22 protein-coding genes and 2 pseudogenes are annotated in these 25541 nt (G+C 67.5%); 8 read left to right on the forward strand and 16 right to left on the reverse strand.

What is annotated here, in order from left to right:
* A complete protein-coding gene (locus ABTX78_RS25480; protein WP_352209116.1) occupies positions 1-474 on the forward strand; it encodes an NUDIX domain-containing protein in 474 nt (157 codons plus the stop codon).
* On the opposite strand, the gene ABTX78_RS25485 is transcribed toward ABTX78_RS25480, so the two are convergent.
* The 6 genes from ABTX78_RS25485 to ABTX78_RS25515 form a co-directional block, all read right to left on the reverse strand.
* Positions 462-1034: an HD domain-containing protein gene (locus ABTX78_RS25485; RefSeq protein WP_352209117.1), complete on the reverse strand. Its 573-nt coding sequence runs from the start codon at positions 1032-1034 to the stop codon at positions 462-464. The two genes, ABTX78_RS25480 and ABTX78_RS25485, sit on opposite strands and share 13 nt — an antisense overlap.
* A 1-nt stretch (position 1035) precedes the next feature.
* Entirely contained in the window at positions 1036-1530 is a 495-nt protein-coding gene (locus tag ABTX78_RS25490; RefSeq protein ID WP_502993958.1) for a GntR family transcriptional regulator, read from the reverse strand.
* A 312-nt stretch (positions 1531-1842) separates the two neighbouring features.
* Positions 1843-6030, reverse strand: a complete 4188-nt coding sequence (locus tag ABTX78_RS25495; protein WP_502993959.1) for a leucine-rich repeat domain-containing protein — start codon at positions 6028-6030, stop codon at positions 1843-1845.
* An 898-nt stretch (positions 6031-6928) separates the two neighbouring features.
* Positions 6929-8083 carry a helix-turn-helix domain-containing protein gene (locus tag ABTX78_RS25505; protein WP_352209119.1) on the reverse strand — a complete coding sequence of 385 codons (1155 nt, stop codon included), beginning with the start codon at positions 8081-8083 and terminating at the stop codon, positions 6929-6931.
* Positions 8084-8113: 30 nt separating this feature from the next.
* The gene (locus ABTX78_RS25510) at positions 8114-8752 is read right to left on the reverse strand and encodes a hypothetical protein (protein ID WP_352209120.1); all 639 of its coding nucleotides are present in this window, start codon (positions 8750-8752) and stop codon (positions 8114-8116) included.
* A gap of 762 nt (positions 8753-9514) precedes the next feature.
* Positions 9515-10021: a cupin domain-containing protein gene (locus ABTX78_RS25515; protein WP_352209121.1), complete on the reverse strand. Its 507-nt coding sequence runs from the start codon at positions 10019-10021 to the stop codon at positions 9515-9517.
* 219 nt (positions 10022-10240) lie between these two features.
* Here ABTX78_RS25515 and ABTX78_RS25520 point away from each other — a divergent pair.
* Positions 10241-11029: pseudogene (locus tag ABTX78_RS25520) on the forward strand (IS30 family transposase); the annotation flags it as partial.
* Positions 11030-11293: 264 nt separating this feature from the next.
* On the opposite strand, the gene ABTX78_RS25525 reads toward ABTX78_RS25520, so the two are convergent.
* The 3 genes from ABTX78_RS25525 to ABTX78_RS25535 all read right to left on the reverse strand — a co-directional run bounded on the left by ABTX78_RS25525 (position 11294) and on the right by ABTX78_RS25535 (position 13325).
* On the reverse strand, positions 11294-11464 hold the full coding sequence (locus tag ABTX78_RS25525) for a hypothetical protein (protein ID WP_352209122.1): 171 nt from the start codon (positions 11462-11464) through the stop codon (positions 11294-11296).
* Positions 11465-11747: 283 nt separating this feature from the next.
* Positions 11748-12584 carry a helix-turn-helix domain-containing protein gene (locus tag ABTX78_RS25530; protein ID WP_352209123.1) on the reverse strand — a complete coding sequence of 279 codons (837 nt, stop codon included), beginning with the start codon at positions 12582-12584 and terminating at the stop codon, positions 11748-11750.
* Between the two features lie 15 nt (positions 12585-12599).
* Positions 12600-13325: a DUF6879 family protein gene (locus tag ABTX78_RS25535; protein WP_352209124.1), complete on the reverse strand. Its 726-nt coding sequence runs from the start codon at positions 13323-13325 to the stop codon at positions 12600-12602.
* 437 nt (positions 13326-13762) lie between these two features.
* Here ABTX78_RS25535 and ABTX78_RS25540 point away from each other — a divergent pair, with 437 nt between their 5' ends.
* On the forward strand, positions 13763-14167 hold the full coding sequence (locus tag ABTX78_RS25540; RefSeq protein ID WP_352209125.1) for a nuclear transport factor 2 family protein: 405 nt from the start codon (positions 13763-13765) through the stop codon (positions 14165-14167).
* 148 nt (positions 14168-14315) lie between these two features.
* On the opposite strand, the gene ABTX78_RS25545 is transcribed toward ABTX78_RS25540, so the two are convergent.
* Entirely contained in the window at positions 14316-14924 is a 609-nt protein-coding gene (locus tag ABTX78_RS25545) for a DJ-1/PfpI family protein (RefSeq protein WP_352209126.1), read from the reverse strand.
* A gap of 177 nt (positions 14925-15101) precedes the next feature.
* Positions 15102-15941, reverse strand: coding sequence for an enoyl-CoA hydratase/isomerase family protein (locus tag ABTX78_RS25550; protein ID WP_352209127.1), 840 nt, complete (start codon positions 15939-15941; stop codon positions 15102-15104).
* Between the two features lie 385 nt (positions 15942-16326).
* Here ABTX78_RS25550 and ABTX78_RS25555 point away from each other — a divergent pair, with 385 nt between their 5' ends.
* The 4 genes from ABTX78_RS25555 to ABTX78_RS25570 all read left to right on the forward strand — a co-directional run bounded on the left by ABTX78_RS25555 (position 16327) and on the right by ABTX78_RS25570 (position 18382).
* Entirely contained in the window at positions 16327-16728 is a 402-nt protein-coding gene (locus ABTX78_RS25555) for a DUF4234 domain-containing protein (protein ID WP_352209128.1), read from the forward strand.
* A 218-nt stretch (positions 16729-16946) separates the two neighbouring features.
* The gene (locus ABTX78_RS25560; RefSeq protein WP_352209129.1) at positions 16947-17531 is read left to right on the forward strand and encodes a DinB family protein; all 585 of its coding nucleotides are present in this window, start codon (positions 16947-16949) and stop codon (positions 17529-17531) included.
* A gap of 92 nt (positions 17532-17623) precedes the next feature.
* Entirely contained in the window at positions 17624-18076 is a 453-nt protein-coding gene (locus ABTX78_RS25565) for a protein-tyrosine phosphatase family protein (RefSeq protein ID WP_352209130.1), read from the forward strand.
* 42 nt (positions 18077-18118) lie between these two features.
* Complete coding sequence (locus ABTX78_RS25570) at positions 18119-18382, forward strand: DUF2277 domain-containing protein (RefSeq protein WP_352209131.1); 264 nt, start codon at positions 18119-18121, stop codon at positions 18380-18382.
* Here the strand turns inward: ABTX78_RS25570 and ABTX78_RS25575 are convergent.
* From ABTX78_RS25575 to ABTX78_RS25595, 5 genes are all read right to left on the reverse strand, one after another.
* Positions 18339-18992 carry a DedA family protein gene (locus ABTX78_RS25575; RefSeq protein ID WP_352209132.1) on the reverse strand — a complete coding sequence of 218 codons (654 nt, stop codon included), beginning with the start codon at positions 18990-18992 and terminating at the stop codon, positions 18339-18341. The two genes, ABTX78_RS25570 and ABTX78_RS25575, sit on opposite strands and share 44 nt — an antisense overlap.
* A gap of 318 nt (positions 18993-19310) precedes the next feature.
* Positions 19311-19763, reverse strand: coding sequence for a DoxX family protein (locus ABTX78_RS25580; protein WP_352209133.1), 453 nt, complete (start codon positions 19761-19763; stop codon positions 19311-19313).
* A gap of 57 nt (positions 19764-19820) precedes the next feature.
* Positions 19821-21695 carry an FAD/NAD(P)-binding protein gene (locus tag ABTX78_RS25585; RefSeq protein ID WP_352209151.1) on the reverse strand — a complete coding sequence of 625 codons (1875 nt, stop codon included), beginning with the start codon at positions 21693-21695 and terminating at the stop codon, positions 19821-19823.
* Positions 21696-21862: 167 nt separating this feature from the next.
* The gene (locus ABTX78_RS25590; protein ID WP_352209134.1) at positions 21863-23545 is read right to left on the reverse strand and encodes an alkaline phosphatase D family protein; all 1683 of its coding nucleotides are present in this window, start codon (positions 23543-23545) and stop codon (positions 21863-21865) included.
* Between the two features lie 91 nt (positions 23546-23636).
* Entirely contained in the window at positions 23637-24290 is a 654-nt protein-coding gene (locus ABTX78_RS25595) for an HNH endonuclease family protein (protein WP_352209135.1), read from the reverse strand.
* A gap of 169 nt (positions 24291-24459) precedes the next feature.
* Here ABTX78_RS25595 and ABTX78_RS25600 point away from each other — a divergent pair.
* Positions 24460-25192 (forward strand): annotated as a pseudogene (locus tag ABTX78_RS25600) (ABC transporter permease).
* The last annotated feature ends 349 nt before the right edge of the window (positions 25193-25541 follow it).

The following is a 25541-nucleotide window of genomic DNA, read 5'->3' on the forward strand; positions in this document are numbered from 1 at the left end:
ATGGGACGCATCGACTACCTTCACGACTCAGACGCCCCGCCGGCCAACTCGGTGGTGCCGTCCGTCGTGGCGTACGTGCAAAACGACGCAGGAGAAGTGCTGGTCATCCAGCGGTCCGACAACGGCCGTTGGGCGCTTCCAGGGGGCGGCCACGAGGTCGGAGAGTCGATCAGCGACACGGTCGTGCGCGAGGTGTGGGAAGAGACTGGTATCAAGGCTGAAGTCGTCGACATGTCCGGGATCTATACCGACCCGGGGCACGTGATGCTCTATGACGACGGCGAAGCGCGCCAGCAGTTCAGCATCTGCTTCCGTGCCCGGCCCATCGGCGGGGACGTGCGAACGAGCAATGAGACGACGCAGGTCCGGTGGGTTGCCCCAGCGGACCTGGCAGGGCTCGACATCCACCCCACGATGCGGCTCCGTATCAAGCACGCCATGGACCGGGGGCGAACGGCTCCCTACATCGGCTGACGCTTCACCGCGGCGACCCGCTCGAGCACGCGGACGGTGCAAGCCAGGATCTCCGGTTCCGCCCGCCGGATGAACGTGCCGATGAGGCTGTCTGTGCCGTACCGCCCCGCGATCTCGTTGACACGGTCGACAGGATTCGTCGGGGTTCCGTCCGGCGTCGTGTTCATGTCGCAGAAGCAGAGCGCGTCGGAGAGCTCCGCATGCTCCCGCGGGAACTCGGATTCCAACTCCTCGCGCAGCCCACGGGCCTCAGCCTCCATCCAGGCGCAGGAATGATGGGCCACGAGGCGGATCACGCGGACCTCGGCATTGGCGACGTCCCGCAGGTACCGGGCGCCGTCGAGCGGATGGAATCCGGTCTTGGCGAGGTCAGGGGAGTAGCCGATGTCGTGAAGCACTGCCGCGGCCTCCAGCAACTCGGCATCTTCGCCCAGGATCGGGGCGATGATTCGAGCGCGCTCGGCGACCCCGAGAGAGTGCGCCCACCGCTGCGGCAACGGCTCTGCGAGTAGAGACTCTGCGAGCGGATAGGCCCAGTCGGTCAGTCCCGTGCTGCTCACGCTACGAACGCTCCTCTCGGCCCGGCAGGGCTAGTACGGTTCGCTGCTTCCCCTGCTGGCTCGTCGACAGCACGCCGGCTGCTTCGAGCTTGTCGAGGGCCTTGGCCACCGTTGGCCGCGAGACGCTGAACCGCGTAGCCAGGGCACTTGTGCTGGGGAACTTGTCTCCCAGGTTGAGGTTGTCCGAACGAATCACCTCAGCGACCAGCTCGGCGAGTGGCCGACGGTCCCGTTCCTGCCCCGGACGAATGACACGCCACCGGCCGCCAGGTACCCGCTCTGCGCGGCCCTCCTTCTCGAGCACGCCAAAGACGCGCAGCGCGACTCCGCGTGAGACGCCGTGCTCGCGCATGAGCTCCGCCGCTGACGGCAGTTCGGCCATTTCTGGCTTGGCGTCGATCTCCGCCCTCATCACATCGGCGATCTTGAGGAAGGTTCCGCGAGGGCTGGCCTTCTGCGACACGCGCTCTCCCTTCTCGTGCTCGTCGTCAGGCACAAGCGTGCCATGGCATCCTTCCGTGCCTGGCGTCAGGCGTACCTGGTTCGCAAGCTTCGGCGGCTCAACTTTCCCTACTGCCTCAAGGCGGCTCGCTCCGCTCACCGCGCTCGGCCCGGCCCCGGCCGGGCCTGCACTCATGTCTCCGCCCCGCTCCAGCCCGGCCGGCGCCCGTGCCGCGCGCACAGTAATCAGCCGCTTGCTGTCAGAGAAGGGGTACGTCGTGGCTGGGGCTGGTGCCCGCACCACTCCTCAGCGCCAATCACGAGGACAATCACGGTTTGCGTTGATGACCTGAGCTACTCGACCGGATCAGGTCAGTCGGTTGACTCCGTCAGATGCGGTCTCCCCCTCAGACAGGGCCTGAGATTGAACAGTCTCGACGGCTGCCAACGACGGTCGATAGGTCCGAGCGTGTTCGTGGCACAACCAATATGTATGTCCCTCGGGAGTGGTGATCTTGTTTAGGCCACCCCAAATCTCGGCGGGGTCAAGCTGCTTAAGGAGCTGGTACATTCGGCGATATTCGGCATGATCTCCGGCCCTAACCATGGACTGAACCTGCCCATCACTCAGCCGCGCCCGCATTTCCTCTGGCAATCCGTCCAGCAAAGACTTCATCAACTCAATGTCATCTTTGAGGTAGTTGGCCATTTCTTCCGATGCCATTCCTAGCCCCGCACCGAAGACTGGAACTACGTACTTCAGTACCGAGAGCGTGCGCTGCACGTAGGGCAGCAGCACGGCGATAGTAAACTCAGACGCCGCCGGCAGCTCATATGGCTCCACATCAGCCAGCAAGTGCCACTCCCCTGGCGCTTCGCAGCACAAGTGCAACTGGAATACCTCGCCCGGCAACAATCCCGCAGCGCGACGACGGGTCATCCGTCGCACCCAAACTAGACTCGGAGCGAGCACCTCATTTCGCGACTGCTCACGCCTGATCGCTGCTAGGAATCCGCGCTGCTGCTCGGCGAGTACAGCAGAAACCTCTGCTCGAGTCCGCCCCAACTCCTGATCCAAGTGCGTGGCGGTCTGTTCAAAACGACCCCGGATTTCTTCGTGGCGCTGCCGCGCGGAAGCTTGCAACTGATCGAGTTTCGCGAGTGCTTCAGCTGCCATCGCCTCCGATCTGCGTGGAGTAGGAGGCTCGATGCCTTGCAGCAGCATACGCACGCCAAGATCTTCCAGGTGCTCTGGGCATTCGATGGTTTCGCGGGGGGGCTTACGAGCTAGCCGAGCCACCAGCTGCGCATGAGAGAACTCGTGAGAACAGGAGCCGCCATTTTCGTCCTTGTGTGGGCACGGAACTGACCTGGCGATCTCGAGGCCAGGGTAACGCTGCAAGGTCTGTTCGAATCCGTCCTTGAGTACCGCGAAAAAGTCATGCGGGTACGGGCCACGGACTCGCACCTCTGCTGTCTTGGCATGTCGATCCACCATGATTAAGCCGAAGTGCTCGCCATCCGGGTGCCTCAGCAAGGCGCCAGAACGCCAGCGTAGTCCAGTGGAGAAGCGATGCTCTCGTGCGATGAACCACGTAGGGATCCCAGGTGGAACGGTGTGCATCCTGTATCTCAGTCGCAACTCCCGCGGCTCTTGGCTCAGCAGCGCATCCCACCGCCCTTGATACGGCGGAGGATCCCACGGCAGAAGTTCCACTACCAGACTGCTCAGTCGATTCTCGGTGCGGTAGGACAGGTCAAAGTTCTCCATCATTCTGATGAAGTGCCGGCGCATGGCCCTTTCGACATCTTGCCAGATTTCGTTGCCTAGACTGTGATTAAAGAGTCCGCCGCTCTCGAGGACTTTCTCCGAGTCCAAGACTCGGCTGATATATGCGGTGAGCCATTGAGGGCGCAGGACAACCAGGTCGCATAGCTCCTCATCGTCCGGATAGAAAAGCAGGTCACCCAAGCTGTGTAGCGCGGCAGTCAATGCCTGCTGATGGGCCCCGTCCGTTACTCCATGCTCGGCCATCAGAACGTACAACTGTTCCGGTGCAACGTGCTTGACCGTAGCAGCCCGGACCGCATCGACAGCCTGAAGCCATCGACGAGGCCAAGTCGCCCCCATTAGAGGGAGACACGCCGCTTCCCGACGGAGGCACTCCCTCACCTCCTCGATACCCACACGACTTTCACTGTCTGCGGCAAGACTCGCCACAATGAGACCGGGATACGTCTCCTTTATTTCAGTGAGTGGCAGGTCAGGCGGACGTGGCCCCAAGTGAGTAGCTACCAATACCACTGGAGCTTGCGGTGCTCGGGCCTTAATCATGTCAAGCCAATAATGAAGCTTGCTCCCTTCCCATCCGATCTGCGCATCCCAGAGCAACAGGAACAGGGAGCGATCGGTTAGGAAGAACTGATGAGTTGCATGGTAAATTTCTTGGCCCCCGAAGTCCCAAGTACTCAGGCGCATGGTTACATCCTCGCCACCTGGGGGATTGGGATGGCTCAGATTGAGGCCGTCGACTGTGAGCCCATGCGTACTGGCTTCGTGCCTGTTATGAGGTTCTCCCCGAAGAGCCCGTAGCAGCGACGTCTTACCTACTCTGCCCTCGCCGACCACCACAATTTTCGAAGCCCATTGATGAACCGAATCGCGCCCCATTTCGGCAAGAAAGGACACGACAGCCTGAGCGCCGGCAGAAATAATCTCTGGCGGTGGAGTCGTCAGTTGGTTGCCGCCACCCAGGTTGAGAGTGGAGAGTTGGGTGAGGTTGCCCAGGCTCTCCGGAATACTCGTCAACCGGTTGTTGCTCAGGTTGAGATCGGTGAGTTGGGTGAAGTTCCCGATGCTCTCCGGAATACTCGTCAACCGGTTGTTGCTCAGGTTGAGATCGGAGAGTTGGGTGAGGTTCCCGATGCTCTCCGGGACGCTCGTCAACTGGTTGTCACTCAAGTCGAGCCACGTGAGTTGGGTGAGGTAGCCCAGCCCCTCCCAAACCGCCGTCAACTGGTTGCTACACAGGTTGAGCGTGGAGAGTTGAGTAAGGTTCCCCAAACTCTCCGGAACGCTCGTCAACTGGTTCTCGAACAAGTAGAGGCTGGCGAGTTGGGTGAGGTTACCCAGACTCTCCGGAACGCTCGTCAACTGGTTGTTGTCCAGATCGAGACGCTTAAGTTTGGTGAGGCTGCCAAGCGACTCCGGAACGACGGACAAACGATTGACGTCGAGTCTTAGCGTGGTGAGTTGGGTGAGGGTTCCCAGGCTCTCCGGAACGCTCGTCAACTGGTTCTCGTACAGGTTGAGATCGGTGAGATGGATGAGGCTGCCAAGCGACTCCGGAACACTCGTCAACTTGTTGCTACTCAGGTTGAGATCGGTGAGATGGATGAGGCTACCCAGACCCTCCGGAACACTCGTCAACTTGTTGCTACTCAGGTTGAGCATGGTGAGTTGGGTGAGGCTACCCAAACTGTCCGGAACGCTCGTCAACTGGTTTTCATACAGGTTGAGCATGGTGAGTTGGGTGAGGGTTCCCAGGCTCTCCGGAACGCTCGTCAACTGGTTTTCATACAGGTTGAGCATGGTGAGTTGGGTGAGGCTACCCAGGGTCTCCGGCAGACTCGTCAACTTGTTGCTACTCAGGTTGAGATCGGTGAGATGGGTGAGGTTACCCAGACTCTCCGGGATACTTGTCAACTTGTTGTTGCTCAGGTTGAGATCGGTGAGATGGGTGAGGTCGCCAAACCACTCAGGGACGGTCGTAAACTGGTTCTCTTGCAGGTTGAGATCGGTGAGATGGGTGAGGTCGCTAAACCACTCAGGGACGGTCGTCAACTGGCTACTTCTCAGGTTCAGCGTGGTGAGTTGGGTGAGGTGGCGCAGGCTCTCCGGGACTGCCCCCAGCTCGTTCCCACCTAGATAGAGCTCGGTGAGATCGGTGAGGTCGCCAAACCACTCAGGAACAGCCCTCAGCTGATTACCAGTCAGACGCAGCGTGGTGAGTTGGGTGAGGTGGCGCAGGCTCTCCGGGACTGCACCCAGCTCGTTCCCACCTAGATAGAGCTCGGTGAGATCGGTGAGGTCGCCAAACCACTCAGGAACAGCCCTCAGCTGATTACTAGTCAGATACAGCGTGGTGAGTTGGGTGAGATTGCCCAGGCTCTCCGGGACGGTCGTCAGCTGGTTGTTGTCCAAATCGAGGCGGTCGAGTCTAGTGAGGTTGCCCAGGCTCTCCGGCACGGTCGTCAGCTCGTTCCCCCCCAGGTTTAGCTCGGTGAGATGGGTGAGGTGGCCCAGCCACTCAGGGACGGTCGTCAACTGGTTGTAGTCCAGGTTGAGATGGTCCAGTTGGGTGAGGTTGCCCAGACTGTCCGGGACGGTCGTCAGCTGGTTGCTACTCAGGTTGAGGTCGGTGAGGTGCCTCAGCTCGCCCAGCGACTCTGGCAACTTGTTCAAGCCCAGCTCTGAGAGATCTAACTCATGTGCTCCAGCCTGCCTACAGGCATCGATGAGCGCTTCAGCATCTTCCAGCCCCCGTAGTTCCACGAGTCCTCACATTCGATGGCGTTGAACAATGCTCTCGCGCCCTGGCGTCGAGCGGGAGTGAATCCATGAAGTCGATCTCGATGCTGACTGACTACGAGGATGATTCGTGTGATGCCCAGTGGAGGCACTTGGTCTCTGGGATCCCAAGCAACTATCACGAGGATGACGAACGGAGCAGCCCCGACTTGGAAGTTCGGAGCGGAGCCGATTGCCCTAGCCACAGCGGGGCATCCTCGACCCTCCGCCGTTGCGGCGTACGGCCCGCGGCCGACCTCGCTGGGCGGAGACAGGACCGGCGGCCCAAGTCACCGGGCCGCGCGACGCCGCGCTGCGCGCGCCGGGTGCACCTTGATGGAGCAGCGAAGGTTCGACCGCCTTTGGATCAGGAGTAGGGAGGGTCCGGCTGGGGCCGGCCAAGGCTTCGGCTTGTTAGACCAACCGGAAACTCGAATTGGAGGTTGTCCGGCTACAGACGGCTGCAACATCCAGGGATGTTGCAGCCGGTCGGCGAAGCCGACCTCGATGGGCCGCAGGCGCCGCAGGCGACTTCTCCTGTCGAATCGGCACCACTTCGCACCACTCAGGACGGAGAGTCACGGTCAATTCCGGTGACATCGAGCGCCGGGCGAAGTCCCCACCGAAGAGGCTCTATGCAGGTCAACGCAGGAAGCAGCGACATCGTGCTCTGGATTCCCAAGCTCAGAGCGTGTGTTCGTATCCCGTCACCCCCTCCAGGCAGAAGACCCAGGCCAGGGGCTTCGCTATGGTCTGGACCTCTTGGCGGGCTGCCGTGCCCTTCGAGTGCTCAACTCGGGGAAATGCCCCGACAGTGCTGCGCATGTCACCGCAGTGCATGAGCAGCGCTGCCTAAATATGCGAGGGTTTGATCCGCGCTGCATCACCGAACGACGGAGAGCCGCGGTCTACGGGAGGCAACCGTACGTGCACCACCGCGCCCTCCCTCTTGAGCGATGACCACCAAGCCGAAGATCAGGTCGCTGAGGTCCGCGGGCCGCAGGTTAAGATCGCGCGCGACTTCTGCCAGCGGGGTGCCTTCCGTGCGGAGAGCGGCGAAGACTTTGCCCAGCACCTGGGAGGTCTCCCGGGTGAGTGGGCTCTGTGGCTCTGCCCTCCGGTAGCCCATGCGACTGAGCTCGACGCAGTGCGTGCGGTACTGCCATTCAGTGGTGAGGTTGAGTTCGTGCAGTCGGTGGGCGAGTGCCATGGCAGCGACTCTCCAGCGTCGCTTCGCCTGCAGGATCCAGCCGGTGCTCGGGTTACGAGGGGCGTATGCCAGAACGTCTGCGGCCGGCATGAGCAGGGCTGCGGCGAAGCGGTATGCTTCTCCTTCGGCCTGGGGCCCGTGCGGTACCTGTTCCTCGCCATGCAGAACCAAGTGCCCCAGCTCGTGTGCGGCGTCGAAGCGTCCCCGCTCGGCGGTCTTCTCTGTGTTCAACAGCACGAATGGGATACCGCGGTCCCAGAAGGAGAACGCGTCCACTTCTGGGCAGTCCCGCGACAGCGAGAACGCGCGTATGCCGTGCGCCTCGAGCAGATGAACCATGTTGGGGATCGGTGCAACGCCCAATCCCCAACGGGCGCGGACAAGTTCGGCCGCGCGCTCGGCAGGGCAGTTCTCGACACCGGCCTCGCCTGGAAACACTGGTTCGTCATCGCTGCCGAGTCGGCTGAAGGAGGTCAGGGACGGGAGGTCTGGCGCTGGCAGCTTGAAGCGAGTTCCGATCCAGTCCTGCAGGATCCGGGCGAGGCGACCGCTGCTGAGGGCGATGTCCCGTTGTGAGGCCGTCATCTTGCTTAGGGCCCTGAAGCTGACCGACTCCACGGGCAGATCGGCGACTTCTTCGGCGACAAAGAAAGACTCCGGGAACTCCAGCGTCTCAGCGAGGGTGGCCAGAGAGGCCGGGGGTGGGTAGGCCCGGCCGTTCTCGTAGTCGGACAGCCGGCGGGCGGTGAGTCCGACCATCTGGGCGAGACGGGTGACGGTGAGCCCGCGGCGCTTGCGCGCCAGCACGAGCCGAGATGCGGTGGTCATGGGAGTGCCAATGGGTTGTGGGGTGGACGATCAGCCCAGACGCTCGATCGGGATGTCGATGCCGCCTTCGCCGTCGTCGTCGTTCGGGAACGGGTTGAAGCCCTCGAAGTCGATGCAGGGGAAGACAATCCGCTCGTGCCAGCTGTCGATCTTGCCACGGCTGCCGGGGTTGGTCGGCAGTGACAGCTCGTAGTAGAGCCTCGTGCCCGTCAGGGTGTTCACGTGCTGGTAGAGGAGAAACCAGGTCGGGATACCTTCCCCGACACCCTGAGGCTCGGATTCGGTCTCGTAGCCGGGGAGCACCAACTGCCGGTTGGTCTCGACCCGTCGGATGACCGCCGCGCCCTTCGCGTAGCGGGTGGCAGGGGTGAGTGCGGCGTAGCCGGTGGCCTTGTTGCCGCTGGAGGCGGTGATGGCGAAGCCCTCGTCCGGCGAGAGCAGGAGCGAGACGTTGTGAGGGCTGGCGCTACGCCATCCGTCAGGGATGTACGCCTCGCGCAGGAAGCGGACGGTCCTGCCCCAGAAGATGTTCCCCGGGAGCGAGGCAGGGTCGAGGGGCGTGCAGAAGTTGCGTTCCGCCTCGGCGCGCCGCAGCACGTTCTCGATGGTTTCGGCCGAGAGCCCCAGGTCGGCGAGGCGGCTCCGCCCACGTGAATCCTCAACGTGCATGACTGCCATATTTCAGCCCCTGACCACGAAGTGCGATTTCCGGAAATCCTCCCTCACATGAGGTGGAAAATCAAGAAGCGCCGCTGGTCAGTCCGCTCTCATGAGCCCGATCCCCGGTCAGAGCTGGTCATGAAACGCTCTGACCGGGATCAATGGATCTCGGTCTGGCCATTGCGCCAGTCGCCCGGCCCGCGCTGCCGGACCTTCGGAGAGGTGCCCTGCCGGCGCAGGGCGGAGTGTGGTGCGCCCGACTCCGCGTGGCCGTGACGGCAGTCGTTGACGGCAACATGGGCGGACGATGGCTGATCCTGACGGCCAACGGCAGCACACGGAGCAAGCGGCGGGTGGCCATCGCGCACGCTGTCGAACGGGTCGGCCGAACTTACAAAGCAGATGTCGGCGGTTCGAAACCGTCCGCGCCCACCAGTAGGAAGCACGACAAAGGCCCAGGTCACCGGTACTACACCGGGAGCCTGGGCCTTATGCGTTCCTCAGCCGCGGGGCGGAGGATGGGCGTCGTGCCAGATGGAGTCCACAACGAGTCCACATCACCCGTCCCGGTCTTGGGCTTTCCTGATCTGACGGTCGGCGTGGTCGGCGATGGTGTGGTCAGCGTTCACCAGGTGCTGGTGGATCAACCCGGCCCGCACGGATAAGGCTGACCGCTGACAGATGACGAGCAACCCGAGGACAGCGAGCATCCCGCGTTGCTTCGGGACGAAGGGGTCCGTGCCCCATCCCTACCCGACCGCGCGGGAGGCGTTATTCCCCGATGAGCTTGAGTTGGTACCTGTCGGTCAGTTCGGCGACCCACTCATCCGAGAACTCGAGACCGTACTGCTTGCCCAGCTCGGCGCGCCGTTGGACAAACTCTGCAGGATCGGCCGCGGTCTCGGCGATCGTGCCCATCTCATCGAAGAATCGCTCAAAGCCTGCGGGGGAGAGGATTTCCAGGATCCTCGCCGGTTCCGGTCCGGCGTTCCAGAACGCGTGCAGGGTTCCTCGCGGCTTGAGGATGTACGAGCCCGGACCCGCCGTGGCCAACTGGTCGCCCACCCGCGCACCGACCTGGCCCTGCAGGACATAGGAAAACTCGTCTTCACGGCTGTGCACGTGCGGCGGTACCAGACGGCCCGGCTCGATCGGGTGCTCGACGATCGAGAACTGGCTACCGGTCTCCTCAGCCCAAATCTTGAAATCGACACCGATGCCCCCGAGCCAGATCGACTTGCCCTCGTCCGGTTCGACTACAAAGCGAGGAGCCTTCATGACGGGCCTCCCAGATATCGCTTGTAATGCCTCTGATGAGTCTATTCCGGTATCAGGTCTCCGTCCCTGCTGCGTGGCCCGGCGCGGCAGCCGTTGCGACAGTAACCGCGCGGTGCCGGCTCAGCTCAGATCTGATGCCCGCGCATGCGCGCGGGAGCTGCCATCACCGCCTAGCTTCAGTTCTAGTGGTCGTTGCAACACCCCAGATGAAGGGGTGCGATGGACTTCGAGATCCGGAAGGATCGGATGCCGGGCGGGCGGAGGTTGGTCCGTGAGAGGGCCGCATACTTCCAGCTCATGGAGCAGGGCTACAGCACGCGGGAAGCCGCGCGGATCGTCGGTATCAACCTGCGCACCGGAAAGCGGTGGCGCAACGGCTGGCACTCGCCATCCCGCGGTAGTAGGCCGGTTCCTCCCATTCGAGTCGTGGAGGAACCGGCTTCGGCGTCCCGCTACCTGACCGAGCCCGAGCGCATCCACATCGCCGACCGGCTGCGTGAGAAGGCATCGATTCGGCAGATCGCCGTGGAGTTGGGGCGGGCCCCATCCACGGTTAGCCGGGAGATACGACGCAACCGCCGCCTCATGCCCAGGGGCCGCGGCTGGTCCTACCGGCCCTTCGAGGCCCACCGACGTGCAGTGGCACGTCGAACACGGCCGAAGCTGGGGAAGATCGGACAGAACCCTGAGCTGCGGGATGTCATCCAGAACCACCTGATGATGCGGTGGAGCCCCGAGCAGATCTGCCAGGCTCTGCGGGCACGCTTCCCCGACCGGCCGGAGATGCACGTGACCCACGAGACGATCTACCAGGCCCTTTACGTCCAAGGCCGGGGAGACCTTCGCCGGGAACTGACCCTGCGCACCGGACGGGCCATGCGCCGCCCCCACAGACACGCCTACAAACGTGTCTGCGGCCCGATCAGGAACATGGTGATGATCAGCGACCGGCCGGCCGAGGCAGCGGACCGTGCGGTTCCCGGGCACTGGGAGGGGGACCTCATCATCGCGCCCACCAGCTAGAAGCACGACGAAGGCCCAGGTCACCAATATGGAACCGGACGCCTGGGCCGGCCGCCCTATCCTGCTCGCCGTTGGGCGGCCGCGGTCTCCCGTGCTGCCCGGCCCCGGTGGCAGACGCAGCCGCAGTGCAGCACCTCGATTGGCTGCTCCCACACCGGGGCGCCCGACCGTCGCACCACGGCCGGACCATGGCACTCGGTGTGCTCGTCGATGCGGCAGGCCGGCGCTTCGCGCAGCGCGGGCGGCCGCTCACTGTGGTTCCGGGCCACGGTACGGCCACTCTTCGCGGGAGTAGTGGTGGTAGTGAGCGCCGTCGGCGTGAGGGGCGGGGGTGCAGCGCATCTCCGTGCCTGGTTTGCGGATCCAGCAGTAGCAGGGGATGACCGGCCGGTCCGGGGTGGTGAACGGCAGCGTCTTCACGCCACGCGCTCCGGCCACGGGGTGAGGCCGCGCTGCTCCCGGCATGGCGCGCCGGCGTGGATCTCGAAGGCTCCGGGGCCGGACCCTGCATCGGCTACGTCGACCTGGACGGCGGTGCCACTCTCGCCCTGGTGGTAGTGGCACCAGCCGAGCGTGCCCGGTTCCGAAGCCCCGGGGGGCGGGTGTATGCGTCCATGACCAGCACGTTAAGGACATACGAGAATCACGGCCCTCCGTGATTCTCGGATATTCTCCGGCCGCCCAGCTGGATTCCCGCGGATGCTCACGCCATGTCGAGCGCGGCCCGAGCACGGGCGATCAACCGGTGAGCGTGCGCCCCGTACACCGCGGCGTGGTCCAGGAGATCCCACACCCGCCGGTAGATGCCGACGCTGTCTGTGTCATCGAGCCACAGTTCCGCGTGCCAGTCCTCGACGATGGTGAGGCGCTCGTCGTACAGCCAGAAGCCAGGGCCCGGCGGGATGCGCACCGGGGCGCCGAACGGGACGATGCCGAGCCGTACCGTGTCGAGGCCGATGACGCCCGCGAGGCGGTCGAGCTGTGCTGCGAGTACCGCCGGCGGGCACGCGCGGACGTGCAATGCGGCCTCCCACATGACGATGTGGAAGGTGCGGCCCGTGCCGTACAGCAGGTGCTGGCGGTGCATGCGGGCGCGGACCGCGTCGTCTATGTCGCGCGGGGACTGGTGCAGGTCGGCGTACGCCTGGAAGATCGCGCGGGCGTAGTCCGCGGTCTGGAGCATGCCGACGACCATCGAGCCCTCCCATGCGCGGAGGACGGTGGAGCGTTCGTACTCGACGGTGAGGGCGTCCTGCACCGGCCGGTGCCCGGCGCGAAGTTGGCGGCGCCACGATCGGACGTGGGACTCCAGGCCGAGGAGACGGGACTCCAACTCGGGCGCGGCCTCGGGGTGCCCGGTGGCTGTGGCCCACTGTCGCAGGTCCTCTACGGTCGCGGTGTGCCGTCCTGTCTCCAGCTTGCTGACCTTCGATTGTGGCCAGCCGAGGCGGGCGGCGAGGTCACGCCCGGTCTGCTCGGCGCGCAACTCTCGGAGCCTCGCGCCGAGCGCGGTACGGGCTTGCTGAAAGTCCGTGCTCACATGGCGAAGCTATCGTCAGACCTGGCCGTAGGGCACGGAATAATGCCACGCCGCCTCGCGGGCCTGGAGGTAACGCAGCACGTCGACGGGGCTGGTGATGAGCTCGACGCCGGTCATGGCGTCCGTGTCGTCGAAGTGGAGCAGGGCTACCACCCGCGCATCAAAGATCCAGAAGTCGGCGTTCGGGAGACGCAGCTCATCGGCTGTGCTGCGGGGCAGGACGCGGATGGTCTCGCCGGCCGCCGTGTTCCTGCCGGCGTTGTCGAGGAGGTAGCGCTGGCCCTCGGTCGGTGGGGTGTCGAGGACCCACACCCGCTCGAACCGCTTGCCCAACTCCACCTGCTCGCGGCGCTCGACGCACCACGGGTCATCGAGGTCCCAGTCGACGCGGCCTTCGGCGACGAACTGCCGGTAGGTGTCGGTGGTCTCGTCGCCGGCGTAGCGTCGGCGGGTCTCCAGTCGCCACGCAGAGTGGCGGAGACTGGTGAACATGCCGTCGAACTCTTCGAAGGTGATGGGCTGCGGCACGTGCATGGGCTCCTTCGGGCCGAAGTTGGCGAGGAGTTCGCGGGGCACGGTGACCACGCCCTCGTCGGCGGTGAGGTTGTCGAGCTGCGCAAGTTCGGCGGGGTCGGTGATGCGGTCGCCCTGTACCACGTACGTGTCGGGGCCGGTCTCGTACAGCGTCGGGCATCCGTTGTTGCCGCTGCTCGTGCCGACCTTGTCGAGTCGTCGGGCCATCAGTCCCCCTCGGTGGGTGGTGTGGCGCGCACCGTAACCGTACGAGCGGCATGCGCAACAGGGCGCTAGGACGACGAAAGGCCCCCTGCCCGGCACGAAGGCCAGGCAGGGGCGGGGGCTTCGCGATCAGTCGATCGAGTACCCGGATGGCCGCCGCAGCGATGCGCGGTGGCGGCGATGTCTGGTCCGCCACACGAACCCAGTTGTTCCCAGGAGGTGTTGATGCCGGTGTGCCTGGTTCGGGCCTGCCGCTGCCAATCCCCGTCGCGCCACCGACGGCCGCGCGGATCGGTTCGACGGAAACTTGGTGTCCGGCTGGTGCAGCCGACTCCAGTGCCACCGGTCTGCCAGAGAGCGCCTCGCGCTCTCGCGGATCGGCCGAGAGTATGCGTCCGGTTATGCGCCGGATACGCCCTCCCCGGCTAGCATCGACACGCATGACAGCAGAGTCGCCGGCGCAGACCGTGCAACGCTTGTTCCCGCTGTTCGCCGAGGGCAGAACAGAAGAGGCGGCGGCGCTGTTCGCCGACTCGGTGTCGTTCTCGATCCCACACCCGCCCGGCATTCCCTGGGTGCCGGAGGTCGACTCGGCGGAAGGCATGCGGACCTTCTTCGAGTTGTTGCAGACTCATGTGCAGCCCAAGGAGTTCGACCTCCGGCACGTGATCTCCGAGGGCGACGACGTGGTGTTCATCGGGCACATGGTCTCCGAGGTCAAGAAGACGGGCCGGGACATCGACACCGGGTTCGCCCTGCACACCACGGTCCGGGGCGGGCGGATCACCCGCTACCACCTCTACGAGGACACCTACGCCGTCGCGAAGGCTTACTTCGGCGACTGATCGTCCGGCGGTGTCCCAGCTCGTGGGTTCGTCACCGTTGCCGGCACGCCGTCGCAGAATCGCCGCATCGATCACCGGGAGCCCACGACACCCGAGCCGATCTCGGGCGGGTCAAGACGTGCCGCCTCCCGCCCGCACAGCGCGGCTCTCAGTGCACCGCAACCTCGCCCGCGTGCAGCGCACGCATCGCCCGCTCCACCGTCTCCTGGTTCTCGCCGACCGGAGCCACGTAATCGATGACACCGCGCGCCACGTCCTCCCCGAGCGTTCGCGTCATCACCCACGCGGCCAGGTACTGGGACGCGAGGCAGCCGCCCGCCGTGGCGATGTTGCCCTCGGCGTGGAACGGGGTGTCCAGCACCGTGACGTCGCAGGCTTCGACGAACGGGCGGGACTTGCTGTCCGTGGACACCGGCATGCCGTTCAGCAGCCCCAGGCGGGCCAGGACCAGCGCGCCCGAGCACTGGGCGCCGATCAGCTGGCGTGAGGGGTCGAGCTGCAAGCGGGAGAGCATCCGGTCGTCGGCCGCCACCTCGCGTGCCTTCACGCCGCTGCCGATCAGCACGACCTCGGCTTCGGTGACGAAGTCCATCGGGCGCTGACCGGTCACCTCGACGCCGTTCATCGAGGTGACCACCGGCGTCGGTGTCGTGATGAACGCCTCCAGGCCGTCCTTGCGGCAGCGGTTGATCAGCGCGGAAGCGATGAAACTGTCGAGTTCGTTGAACCCGTCGAAGGTGACCACTGCTACCTGCATCACAACTCCTCGCGGTACGGCATCGGCTCCGCAGTCTTCCTGGCACTCCGGACCGGGGCGAGGGCCAATCAGTGACAGGTGGCCTGACTGCCGGCGCTCGGCGTTTCGGGGTCCGGGCCCCGCGCGGTGACGTACCGGCCGCGTCTGCCGGCCGGCCACGGAGCGTCGCGGACACGGTCAGTCGATGGCCTTCAGGTCGCCCAGCGCGTCCCCGAGGCGCAGCTCTGTGTCCCCCCGCGTCTGGAAGCCCTGCTCGAACAGCTCGGCCGCGCGCGCCTGGACTCCGTCGCCGCGGACCAGTTGCTGGAACAGGGCGGCGTCGGCGCGTACGTCTGCCGGGGTCGGAAGGCTGATGGCGTTGATCGCCCCCTTGGCCGCGATCAGCGCGTCGCGGGGGAAGCCGCCCATGCGCGCGGCGAGGGCTGCCACGAACTCGTCCAGTTCGGCATCGGGGACGGCACGGTTGACCCAGCCGTAGCGTTCGGCCAGATCCGCGTCGAAGTCCGACGACGTCAGTACGGCTTCGAGTGCCCGGCCGCGGCCCAGCAGACGGGTGAGGTGCTGGATCGCGCCCGCGCCGGGAGGGGTTCCCATCCCCACTTCGATCTGGCCGAGGACGGCCTTCTCCCGGGAGGCGAAACGCATGTCGCAGGCGAGGAGGAATTCGCTGCCCGCTCCCCGGGCGCGGCCGCGCAGCTTGGCGACGGTGACGGCCGGATGCCGGCTCAGCTTGCGGAACAGCATTCCGAGGGAGGCGTCTCCGGGGCCTCCGGCCTTCGCGGCCTCGGCGGTGTACTCGGGGACTTTCGTCATGTCCACATGCGGGAAGAAGAAGTCGGCGTCCGCGCTCTCGAAGATCACCACACGTGGGGCGTCCGGTTGCGCCAGATCGTCGAGCAACGTGACCAGGTCGCGCACCACCTCGGGACCGATGAGGTTCATCGGCGGAGCGCTGAAAGTGGCGGTCAGGACGTTGCCGTCCACGCTGGTGTCGATGGTTTCGTACGAGGCGGTCATGGGGTCTTCCTGTCGTCGCGCGTCATGACCCGGCCGCAAGCCCGGCGACTGTCGGCCGGTGATCGGTGCCCCGGTGCCCCGGTGCCCTGGTGACCGTCGCCGTGCGGTCCGCGGCGGCGCCCTCCTGCCAGGCTACGTGGGGGGTGCGAGGGTTGTGGGTCGGCGGGAAACCCGCCGCGCTCCTGGTGTCCTCGGCGCGGGCGAACGGGTTCTCCAGGCCGTCGACACAGGGTGCATTTGTCTGACGACGACCGGCCCCAGGTCAGGGCATTCCCGCCTCGTCCTGCCCCACTCCGCGGCCGTCCGAGGTGCGCCCCCGCCGCCCATGGACAAAGCGCGCGTGTTCCCATTCCGCGTGATGCACTGGAGGAACAGGAGGTGCGTCGTGTCAGGTCGAGCCGGCAAACGCCGCAACATCTTCCTTGTGTGGCTGGTCTGGCCGCTGATCACCCTGGGTGTCTACCATTTCGTCTGGTACTACAAGGTGAATCGCGAGGCCCGCGACTTCGACAGGCGGATCGAGGTCGATCCGATGCTGTCCGTCCTGGCCGTCACCGTCGGCTGGCTGGTGATCGTTCCGCCCTTCGTGTCGATCTACAACACCGGGCTGCGCATTGCCCGGATGCAGAGGTCGGCCGGGCTGCAGCCCACGTGCAATCCGTGGATCGGGGTGATCCTCGGGATCCTTGCCGGTCTGCACTCGCTCTACTACCAGCACGAGCTGAACCAGATCTGGGCCCACTACGGGACCCCGGTGGAGGGCGAGCAGGTGCCGTTGGCTGTGTGACCGGTAGCCGAGCGCGCGCCGGGGCGGGAATGCCTGTCGCCATGTGCCCCTGTGCGCACTCGACTTGATCCTCCCGCGCTCCCGAGGACGTTGTTTGCTCGGCCACTTCCCGGGTGGTCAGGTCAGCCACTTCTCCCGGTCCGAGCTGGGGGAGCCTGGCGGAGGACAGCGCGTACCCTGGCGCCTTCGCACATCCGGCGTCGGTCACTGGAGCGCGCATGTTCGATCTGAAGCAGGAGTTGCACCGCAAGCTGAAGGCCGGCAGGGCCGGGTTGTTGGCGACGTTGGACGGGCTCGGGGAGTACGACCTGCGGCGGCCCCTCACGCCCAGCGGGACCAATCTGCTCGGGCTCGTCAAGCACCTGGCCGGGGTTGAGTACACGTACCTCGGCGAGTCGTTCAAGCGGCCTGCGCCCGAGAGCCTGGCGTGGGTCGAGGACGGGTCCATCTGGGAGGGCGCCGACATGTGGGCGACCGCCGACGAGTCCAGCGCGTATCTGATCGGGCTCTACGAGCGGGCCTGCGCGCATGGGGACCGGACCGTCGAGGAGCTCGGGCTGGACGCTCCCGGGTGGGTCGCGCACTGGCCCGAGGAGCGGCGCGAGACCACCTTGGGTGTACTGCTCGTGCGGATGGTGGTCGAGACCGCCCAGCATGCGGGGCACGCCGACGTCGTCCGCGAGCTCATCGACGGGCGGGGCGGCGCCGATCACGACGAGATCGGCGACGAGGCGTGGTGGCGCGACTACGTCGCCGGAATCCAGCGTGCCGCCGACACCTTCGCTGACGGGGCCGGGGAGTAGGCGCGCCTTGCGCTTCGGGAGGCCGGACCGCTCGAACCGGTCCGCGACCGCACCGCACCCCGCTCCCGACGGGCGGCGCGTACGTTGAGCAGGTGATCGAGACCTGGGATCCCACCGGTGCCGGCGTGCTGCGGCTTCCCTCCGGGCGGTACGTGCGGGGGCGTGGGCTGCGAAAAGGGCTGCCCGGTGGGGGTGTCCCCGACTTCGGGGTGTATCTGCTGGGGAAGCCGCCGGCCCAAGTCGACTGGGACTTCACGTGGTTGAAGTGGCCCGACTTCCGGCTGCCCAGTGATCGCGGCGCCGCCCGCGCGGTGCTGCGGGACGCGTGGGAGCGGGCCGGGCGGGAGCGGGTGGAGATCGCCTGTGGGGGTGGGCGGGGGCGGACCGGGACCGCGCTCGCCTGTCTCGCCGTCCTCGACGGGGTGCCCGCCGAGGACGCGGTGCGGTACGTGCGGCGGCACTACGACTCCCACGCCGTCGAGACACCCTGGCAGCGGCGCTACGTCCGTCGCTTCCACGGGCCGCACAACGGGGATCGATCATGAGCGGCATGGCCGCTGTCGGACCCGCGAGGCACACTGGGACACATGTGCCGCAGCATCAAGACTCTCCGTCCGCCCGTCCTCCCCGAAGAGGCCACCGAGGGCGACATCCGCGCCGCCGCCCTCCAGTACGTGCGGAAGGTGTCCGGCTTCCGGGCGCCCGCCGCGCACAACCAGGAGGTGTTCGACCGGGCCGTCGAGGAGATCGCGGAGGCGACCGGCCGACTGCTCGACGGGCTCGAGATCCGCGGCGGCGGTGGCGCCGCTAAGGGGTCTCAGGCGCAGGCGACTGCGTCGGACGCCGCATGACGTAGGCCGCCAGGGCCCCCGCGCCCGCCAGCGCGAACACGGACACGGCCGCGCCGACCCAGGTCGCGCCGAGCCACTGGCCGCCGAAGTATCCGAGACCCACGCTGTAGCCCGCCCAGGCCACGCCCGCGAGCGCCGACCAGGGCAGGAATTCCTTCACCTTGCGGTGTGCCGCGCCCGCGCCCAGGGAGACGACCGAGCGGCCGGCCGGGGCGAAACGGGCGATCACGACGAGCGTGCCGCCGCCACGGCTCAGGGCCGTACCGAGCCTGGCCTGCGCGCTGGTCAGGCGGCGGGATTTGGCGATCGCGCGGTCGAAGCGGTCCCCGCCCCGCCAGGCCAGGCGGTAGGCGACGAGGTCACCGAGGACGGAGGCGGTGGCCGCGCACAGGACCAGGACGAGCAGCGAGGGGACCTCACGGGGGACCTGGCCCGCGGCGTTCGCAACGGACGTGGCGGTCGCGGTGGTTCCGGCGGCCGCGGCGGTCGCCGCGGTGATCACCAGGACCCCGCTCGGCAGGACGGGCAGGAAGACGTCGAGGAGGACGGACAGGGCCACCACGGCATAAATCCATGGGCTGCCGGTCAGCGACCCCATGCTCTCGAGCACCTTGATACTCCCCGGTTTCGTGAACAACGCCGCGACGTCGCAGGGGAGCGGCAGGGGCGGCAGTAACAGCTGTACAGCGTACGCCTGACGTTCACCCCGAGATCGCTTGGGGGGCACTGATGTTGTGATCATCACGTCTGCCCGGAATAGGGAATTACGCCGCTCCTGCCGGGGTTGCGCGGAGCCCTCGCCTCCGCTCCTGCCCGGGCTCGGCGGAGCCCCCGCCTCCCCTTGCTGCGGAGCGTCCGCCTCCTCATGTCCGAGCGCCCGCGTCCCCTTCGTGGGGACGCGGGCGCTCGGCGGTGTGCGGGATCGGGATCAGGCGGAGACCGTGGTCCGCTGCTCGCCCTCGGTGCGATTCGCGCCGCCCGCCGTGAACAGCTTGTCCGCCGCCAGCGCGCCCGGGCCGGTGAAGATCAGGAGCAGGAAGGCCCAGCAGAACAGCACCGGCTCGCCACCGTTGTTCTCCAGGGGGAAGAGGCCCTCCGGCTGGTGCACCGAGAAGTACGCGTACGCCATCGCGCCGGAGCAGAGGAAGGCGGCGCTGCGGGTCCCGATCCCGAGGAGCACCAGGGTGCCGCCGACCAGCTCGATCACCGCCGCGGGCCCCTTCGGCCAGGTGCCGGCCGCGATCGTCTCGCCGTCGGTTATGACGCCGAAGAGCGTGTTGGCGCCGTGGCAGGCGAAGAGCAGGCCCACGACGATGCGGAACAGGCCGAGGGCGTAGGGCTGGTACTGGTTCAGCCGGGAGGTCAACTGGGTGTTGGCCATGGGGACTCCTGCGGTGTGGGGGACGAGAGGTGGAGCTCGCCTACAAGTTAGGCTGACCTAATCAATGCTTGCAAGTTCAACATTCGACCGGACTTCGTTTCTCACACGAACTTCATGTCGGGGCACCATGCGCAGTGCGGCCCGGGCCACGGCATCCGCGTCGGCGAGCGTCACCGAGTCCACACCAGGCCGCGCACCTGCTGCCGTCACCCAGTGCACGCCCTCCGTCGGCACACCGATGGCGAAACGCCTCGGGTGCGCCCGTCCCCGTCGGTCCACCAGGCGGTACGGACGCCGGGTGACGTCCAGGCCGCCCGTCTCGTAGCCGTCGACCGCGTGCGGCCGGCACTGGCCCGTCATCATCAGCCGGCTCAGCAACGCGTCGCAGGTGCGCCGCAGATCGGGCTCCGGCAGCCGCGCCTCGATCAGCGTCGTCGCCGTCACCGCCGAGCCCGGGACGTCGGGGGAGTACGCCGTGAAGCGCCCGTCCACCGTCCCCATGGCCGTCCGCGGGCCGATCACCTCCAGCACGCCCGCCTCCAGGAGAGCCGTCATCTCCTCGATGCGCCGGCGCGGCGGCCCGATGGAGAGGAAGGCGTTCAACGGCGTGTACCAGCGGTCCAGATGATCGCGGCGGGAGGTGCCGGAGAGGCCCGCGTGGTCCACGATCAGGCGCAGCTCGTTGCGCAGATCCCGCAGTACGTCGAGCGCGGCCTTGACCGGACCGGCCACGTTGCCGAGGGCCGCCTGCTCCGCGTCCTGCCGCAGATGGGCCAGGAGCCAGGCGCGGTGCTCGCGCGGAGAGCCGAACCGTTCGCCCGCGTAGGGGCGGGACAGCCGCTCCCACGACCAGCGGCCTGCGGCCGGGACGCCGAACGCGTCCAGTACGGCGGCCTCTTCGGCGCTCCCGTGCGGCGCGGCGAGGAATCGGGTCCGGAAGCCGGGGGCCGCGCCGAGCAGCGCCTCGTAGTGGACCGTCTCCACCTCCTTGGCCACCAGCGGCCATATCTCGGTGAGGAAGTCCGGCGGACTGCCCGCGGCCGCACGGTCGCGGAAGGCCGCGATCACCTCGGGCGTGAGGACGAGCGGGTCATGACGGCCGGAAGGGCCCTTGGCGTTGTCGCCGCGTGCCTGGTACGGCACCCCGCGCCGCGATCCCGCGTACAGCCGCGGCTCACGGCCGGACGCCCGGTAGACGAGCGTCCCGGAGGTGTCGCGGACGAACGCGCCGCCCCGGCCGGTCGTCAACAGGGCCATGTGATCGAAGAAGTTGAGGCCGAGGCCGCGCAGCAGCACCCGTTCGCCGGGCTGGATGCCGGAGAGGTCGATGTCCGCCGGGTTGGCGGGTCCGACGTAGCGCAGGTGCGGGTGCCGGGCCGCGTACTCGGCGAGATGCGCCTGCGTCTGACGGCCGACGACCGGCAGATGGCCCTGGGCGAGCACCACCGCGCTCAGCCCGGTGAGCGTCGTGCCGTCATCCAGGGTCAGGGTCTGCGGGGGGTCCGGCTCGTCTCTGTGCCGGTCGTCCGCCAGGGCCACCGCGCGCGCCCGGTGCACCCGGACCGTCACGGACTCCGGTGCGCCCGCGACCGCACGCCGGAACGCCCACTCAAGATAGCGGCCGTAACAGGCGCGCGTGGGGTAGTCGTCGGGGCCGAGGTCCTCGTTGTGGGCGGCCGCCCACTCGAAGAGGCTCGGCCCCGGGCGTATCGGGCCCTCGCAGCCGACGCTGGCGTCCGTGAAGACGGTCACCTGGGAGGCGACCGTGTTCATCAGGAGTTCCGCCGGCTGGTCCGTGCGCCAGACGCGCCCGGCGCCCGGGGGTGCGGGGTCGACGAGATGGACGGTCAGCGGCGTCCCCGGCCTCAGTTCGGGGACCGAGGCGCAGAGTCTCTCCAGGACCGACGTGCCCCGGGGGCCGGCGCCGACGATCGCGACGGCGTGGGCACGGACGGGGGTGCGAGGGTGCGTAGCGGTGGACCATACGTCGCGTACATCGGACAAAGCGGAAACTCCCCGGCATTGAGGCGCGCTCGGAAGCGGAGCGTCCGCCACATCATGCCGGGGGTCCGCCGTGAGCCGAACCCCTGGGGGATGGATCACCGTGTGCTGTGGGAGGGATCACGGCCCGTGGTCAGCTCCCGCTCGTCGACGGTCACCAGCCGCGCACCCAGCCCGCCGTCGCCCATCTGGGCCTGGTCCAGGCGCAGATGGGCCGCCCGGCCACGCAGTTGCAGCGTCATCAGCTGGTTGCCGAACCACGGTCCGCCCGTGCGGTCCCAGTGCACCGGCGGCCGGCCCGTCCGGCCGTGGCGGGCCAGCGCGTGACCGAGCCGTCGTCCCAACCGGCTCCAGCCGAAGCGGAATCCGAATCTCATCGACCGGGGCACGGAGTTGTGCACGGGTGAACAGGTCAGCTGCACCACATGGGCGTCCGGGCCGGGCTTGCCGCGCCAGTCGGGTTCGGCGACGTAGGCGTGGTGCACATCGCCGGAGAGCACACAGATCGTCGCCGGAGCGCCCTCGCCGGTGCCGGTCTCGGCGAACAGCCGCGCGAGCTCCTCGAAGGAGTCGGGGAAGGCCGCCCAGTGCTCCAGGTCGGCCATACGGCGCAGCTTCTCGCCGAGCCGGGCCCAGCGTTCGCCCCGCTCGCCGCGGCACAGCGCCGCGTTCCATGTCTCGGCGTCGTGGATCAGCGGAGGCAGCAGCCACGGCAGAGAGGTGCCGACGAGGAGGTGGTCGTACGCACCCTTGCGGTCCAGCGCCTGTTCCCGGACCCAGGCGGCCTCGCCGGGGTCCAGCATCGCGCGGCTGCGCTCCTCCAGGACCCGGGCGGCGCGGCTGTCGACCATCAGCAGTCTGGTCCGGCCGAAGTCGCGCCGGTAGCTCCAGCGCACACAGGCCGGATCGAGGTCCGCCTTCGTGGCGAAGGCCCGCAACTCCTCGGTGCCGTCGGTCGAGGAGCGCACGGCGGCATACGTCTCGTCGCTCTCCAGCTCGGCGGGTGTGAGATTGCCGAGGTGCTGATAGACCCAGTACGACATCAGGCCGCTGGTGACGCGCTTCTGCCACCAGTCGGTGGCGCGCATGTCGGACACCCAGGCGGCGCTGGTGTTCCAGTCGTCGATCAGGTCGTGGTCGTCGAAGATCATGCAGCTCGGGACGGTGGACAGCAGCCAGCGCACATCGGGGTCGAGCCAGGATTCGTCGTAGAGGTGGGTGTACTCCTCGTAGTCCGCGACCTCGGCGCCGGGCGGCTGGTCGAGATCGCGCCGCTTCGCCAGCCATTCCCTGGTGCTCTCGGAGGTCTCGTCCGCGTACACCTGGTCACCGAGGAGCAGCAGGACGTCGGGGCGCTCGGCGAGTGGGGCGGCGGCGAGCCGGGCGGCCAGGGTGTCGAGGGCGTCGGGGCCCACGGGGTCGTGGTCCTCGGCCGCCGGGGCCGCCCAGCGGCAGGAGCCGAAGGAGACGGTCACGGCCGCGGAGCCGCCCTCGGGGCTGGTGATGGTGCTCGGCGGGAAGGCCGAGTGTTCCAGCGGCCAGACGCGGTCTCCGTCGAGCAGTACCTCGTACTCCGTGGTCGTGCCCGGGGTGAGGCCGGTCACCAGCACCAGGGCGTAGAAGTGGTCGGCGACCCGGAACGTGGGTGCGGAGCCGCCGGCGCCGTCCGCGCAGCGGACCTCCGCCGTGCAGGCCCGGTCGGCCTCGACCCAGACGGTCGCCGTGCCGCCCGCCTCCCAGTCGACGTACCGCAGCAACGGTCCCAAACGCAGCCCTGCCATGTGTCCTCCTCCGTCGCCCCGTACCGTACGGAACGACGGAGGGGTAAGGACAGGTTCCGGCGAGGATCCGCGCCGGACGGTCAGCCGCTGGTCAGCAGCCGTTCAGAACCGACTGCAGCGCGCTCTTCTCGGCGGAGTCGACGCTCATGGCGTAGTACTGCTTCACCTGCACCCACATGCGGGCGTACGTGCAGCGGTACGTGGTGCGCGAGGGCATCCACTCGGCGGGGTCCTGGTCGCCCTTGGACTGGTTGACGTTGTCGGTGACGGCGATCAGCTGCGGACGGGTGAGGTCGTTGGCGAACGAACCGCGGCGGGACGTGGTCCAGCTGTTCGCGCCGGAGCGCCAGGCCTCGGCGAGCGGAACGATGTGGTCGATGTCGACGTCGGAGGCGGCGGACCAGGTGGCGCCGTCGTACTCGGAGTACCAGCTGCCACTGGTGGCGGCACAGCTGGAGTCCTGCACGACGTTCCGGCCGTCGCGCTTCAGGACGACCTCACGGGTGTTGCAGGCGCCCGACTGGGTGCTCCAGTGCGGGAACAGATCGCGGCTGTAGCCGGTGGAGGAACCTTCCGCCCGCACCGTGAGCTGGCTGAGGTAGGTGCGTGCGGTGGCGGCGCTGACCGGAGTGGGCGGGGCGGCCTGGGCGGTGGGGGCCGTAGCCAGGAGACCGGTGACGGCGAGAGCGGAGGTGGCGGCGAGTACGGCTATACGGCGTCCATGACGCGCGTAGATACCGGGCATGCGAACTCCCTTGTCGTGGGGGGTGCTTGGCCAGTGGGCGTGGCCAATCGTGGCGGCGCGGGGTTGCCGTGGGATGGGCGCCGGGTTACAGATTGACGACATGGGCACGTCACATCAAGGGTTCTGACGAACCGGCACATGACCGCGGGCGGCGTAGGGTTGGTGGGCGCTGCTGCCGGTGAACGTCACATTCGGGGTGGTTCTGGCCGTACTGCTCGCCGTGGCGGCGACGGTCGCGGCCGTCGCCCATCTCGGCCGGGCCCGGGAGATCGCGGTCGCCGGAGTACGGGCGGCGGTCCAACTCGCCGCCGTGTCGTTGATCATCGGCTGGGTCGTCCGGTCGCTGCCGCTGCTGTTCGCCTTCGTGCTGCTGATGTACGCCGTCGCCGTACGGACGGCCGGGCGGCGCATCACGGCCAACCGGACCTGGTGGTGGGCCGCGCCCCCGATCGCCGCGGGTGTCTTTCCCGTCGTCGCCGCGCTGCTGCTCACCGGGCTGGTGCCGGTGAAGGGCATCGCGCTGATCCCCGTGACCGGGATTCTCATCGGCGGGGCGCTCACCGTGACCGTGCTCAGCGGGCGGCGCGCCCTCGACGAGCTCGGCCTGCGGCGCGGCGAGGTGGAGGCGGGGATGGCGCTCGGGCTGCTCGACCGCGACGCCCGGCTGGAGGTGGCCCGCCCGGCCGCGTCGGACGCGCTGCTGCCGGGGCTCGATCAGACGAGGACGGTGGGGCTCGTCACGCTCCCGGGCGCTGTTCGTGGGCATGCTGCTCGGCGGGGCGTCACCGCTGCTGGCGGGCGCGGTGCAGCTGTTCGTGCTGGCCGGCCTGATGGCGGTGCAGACGGTGGCGGTGGCGGTGCTGCTGGAGCTGGTGGCGAGGGGGGTGCTGCATCGTGAATGAGGGCGCGGCCTCGGGGGGCGGCGGGGCGTGCAGTGGGCCTCGTGAGCCGCGCCGGTACCGGGGTGCGGGCGGGGAGGGTGCGGGTGGTGGCGGGGCTCCGGCCCGGGCCCCGCGCCTCAAACGCCGGCGAGGCTGATTTTGCCCGGCCTTGTTGGGTCGGGCCGCGTGGCTGGTTGTGGCCGCGAGTTCGTCAGGCGGTGGGGCTGAGTTCGGCCTCACCTCGAGCGGCGGGCCGAGTTGCCGGGCCCGGGCGGGGAGGGTGCGGGTGGTGGCGGGGCTCCGGCCCGGGCCCCGCGCCTCAAACGCAGGCGAGGCTGATTCTGCCCGGCCTTGTTGGGTCGGGCCGCGT

Origin of the sequence: Streptomyces sp. NPDC096193 (assembly GCF_040302905.1) — a bacterium.
GTDB lineage: Bacteria > Actinomycetota > Actinomycetes > Streptomycetales > Streptomycetaceae > Streptomyces.